Source organism: Clostridium rectalis (genome assembly GCF_900626095.1).
Taxonomy (GTDB): Bacteria; Bacillota; Clostridia; order Clostridiales; family Clostridiaceae; genus Clostridium_AS; species Clostridium_AS rectalis.
In genome coordinates, this window is record NZ_UYZZ01000021.1 from 1 (window position 1) to 2,960 (window position 2,960).

Annotated in this window: 3 protein-coding genes; all 3 read right to left on the bottom strand. The window is 35.2% G+C overall.

Features of this window, described 5'->3' with window-relative positions; genetic code table 11:
• Positions 1-989 (bottom strand): electron transfer flavoprotein subunit alpha/FixB family protein (locus EJL03_RS15745; protein WP_164509125.1); only part of this gene is annotated, 989 nt, incomplete at its 3' end.
• 18 nt (positions 990-1,007) lie between these two features.
• Complete coding sequence (locus EJL03_RS15750; protein WP_125154913.1) at positions 1,008-1,787, bottom strand: electron transfer flavoprotein subunit beta/FixA family protein; 780 nt, start codon at positions 1,785-1,787, stop codon at positions 1,008-1,010.
• Positions 1,788-1,805: 18 nt separating this feature from the next.
• Complete coding sequence (locus EJL03_RS15755; RefSeq protein ID WP_125154914.1) at positions 1,806-2,945, bottom strand: acyl-CoA dehydrogenase; 1,140 nt, start codon at positions 2,943-2,945, stop codon at positions 1,806-1,808.
• Positions 2,946-2,960 lie beyond the last annotated feature (15 nt).

Below are 2,960 nucleotides of genomic sequence, written 5' to 3' on the forward strand. Positions count from 1 at the left end.
TTTATCTGAGCTATGATTTCAGGAATAACTTTTTTGTAATCCCCTACTATTCCTAAATCAGCAATCTGCATGATTGGAGCACTTTCATCTTTATTTACAGCTACTATGTAATCAGAATCCTGCATACCAGCCAAATGCTGAATAGCTCCTGAAATACCAACTGCTATATAAAGTTTTGGTCTTACTGTTTTTCCTGTTTGTCCTACCTGTAAAGCTTTATCTAACCAAGCATTATCTATAGCTGCTCTTGATCCTGCTACGCTTCCATCAAGTAAATCAGCTAATTCTTTTAATAATTCAAAGTTTTCTTTATCACCAATTCCTCTACCACCAGCTACTAATACTTCTGCTTCTCCGATATCTGCTACTTCTTTAGCTAGTTTAACTACTTCTTCAACCTTTGTTCTAATGTCATCTTCTGATACATTAGCTTCTACCTTTATGATTTCACCTTTTTTAGCTTCATCTTTGTGTAACTTTTCAAATACACCTGGTCTTACTGTTGACATCTGTGGTCTATTTTCTGTACACATAATTGTAGCCATTAGGTTACCACCAAATGCTGGTCTTGTCATTAGAAGATGATTAGTTCCTTCTTCTACATCAAGTGATGTACAATCTGCTGTAAGTCCAGTATTTAATCTTGCTGCAACTCTTGGACCTAAATCTCTTCCTATAAAACTTGCTCCAACTAAGATTATTTCTGGTTTTTTCTCATCAGCTAATTCACATATAACCTTTGCATATCCATCAGTTGTATAGTGCTTTAATAATGGACTATGTGCACATATAACATTATCTGCACCATATGCTACTAATTCTGTAGCTATATTATCTATTTCATCTCCAAGTAAAACAGCTGTTAATTCCACTCCGATTTTATCAGCTATTTCTCTACCTTTTCCTAAAAGTTCTAATGAAACTTTCTGAAGCTCGCCATCTCTTTGCTCAGCAAATACCCATACTCCTTTGTAATCTGCTATATTCATTTTAAAATCCCTCCTATATTAGATATAGTGTTTTTCCTTTAATTTTGAAACCGCATATTCTGCTGCTTCTTTTGCAGGCTTGTTTATAACCTCGCCTTTTCCCTTAGCTTCTTTTGTTGTTGATCTCTTAACTTTTGTTGGAGATCCTGATAATCCAAGAAGGGATTTGTCCACTCCTAAAAAGTCTGCACTCCAAACTTTTACTTCTTTATCAAATGCTCCAAATATATTTGAAACGTTCATGTATCTTGGCTCATTTAATTCTTTTATAGCTGTTAAAAGAACTGGCATTTTAACCTTTGATACTTCGTATCCATCTTCCCACGCTCTCTTAACCTTTACATGGTCTCCCTCAACATCTAAACTTTCAACATAAGTTACCTGTGGAAGGTTTAAATGTTCCGCTATTTCTGGTCCAACTTGAGCTGTATCTCCATCTATAGCCTGTCTTCCTGCAAATACTATGTCATACTCTAACTTTTCTATCGCTGCTGCTAATGCTCTTGATGTTGCTAATGTATCAGCTCCTGCAAATGCTCTGTCTGATATTAATATAGCTTCATCTGCTCCCATTGCTAATGATTCTCTTAATGCAACTTCTGCCTGTGGAGGTCCCATTGATACCACTGTAACCTTTGCCCCACATTCATCTTTTAATCTTAAAGCTTCTTCTAAAGCGTTTTTATCATCTGGATTAATTATTGAAGGAACACCTTCTCTTATTAGAGTTCCTGTAACTGGATCTATTCTAACTTCGTTAGTATCTGGAACTTGTTTTAAACAAACAACTATATTCATTTACCTGAAACCTCCTTATTATCTAAATAAGTTTCCTGAAATAACCATCTGCTGAACTTGTGAAGTTCCTTCGTATATTTCAGTAATCTTAGCGTCTCTCATCATTCTTTCTACTGGATAATCCTTAGTGTATCCATATCCACCAAATAACTGTACTGCTTTTGTTGTTACATCCATAGCAACATTTGCTGCATGTAATTTTGCTCTTGCAGCATCTACAGTATAAGGCATTTTATTTTGTTTCTTCCAAGCAGCTTTATATACTAGATGCCTTGCTGTTTCTATAGCCACATCCATATCTGCCATCATCCAAGCTAATCCCTGGAATTTGAATAACTGTCTTCCAAACTGCTTTCTTTCTTTCATATAATTTTTAGCTTCTTCCAGTGCGCCTTCGGCTATTCCTAATGCCTGAGCTGCTATACCAATTCTTCCTCCATCAAGAGTTTTCATTGCTATACCAAAGCCTTTTCCTTCTTTTCCTATTAGGTTTTCCTTTGGAACTTTAACATCTTCAAATATAAGTTCTGTTGTTGATGATGCTCTTATTCCTAATTTATCCTCAACTTTTCCAATTGAGAATCCTTCCATTTCTTTTTCTAATATAAATGCTGATATTCCTTTTGTTCCTTTGCTTCTATCTGTCATAGCAAAAACTACAAAAGTATCTGCAGCTCCTCCATTTGTTATAAATATCTTTGATCCATTTAATAGATAGTATTCTCCCATATCCACAGCTATACTTTGCTGTCCTGCAGCATCTGTACCTGCGTTTGGTTCAGTTAATCCAAATGCACCTATTTTTTCACCTTTTGCAAGTGGTATTAAATATTTCTGCTTCTGCTCTTCTGTTCCATGTTCATATATTAATGAAGCACATAATGAAGTATGAGCTGATAGGATTACTCCTGTTGTACCGCAAACTTTTGATAATTCTTCTACAGCTAAAATGTATGATAATACATCTCCACCTGCTCCACCATACTCTTTAGGAAATGGAATTCCCATCATTCCTAGCTTAGCCATCTTTTGAACATTTTCCATAGGGAATCTTTCAGTTTCATCAATTTCTGCTGCTATTGGCTTTACTTCATTTTCAGCAAATTCTTTTACCATTTGTTTTACAAATTCTTGTTCTCTAGTTAATGCAAAATTCATTTACTCTTACCTCCT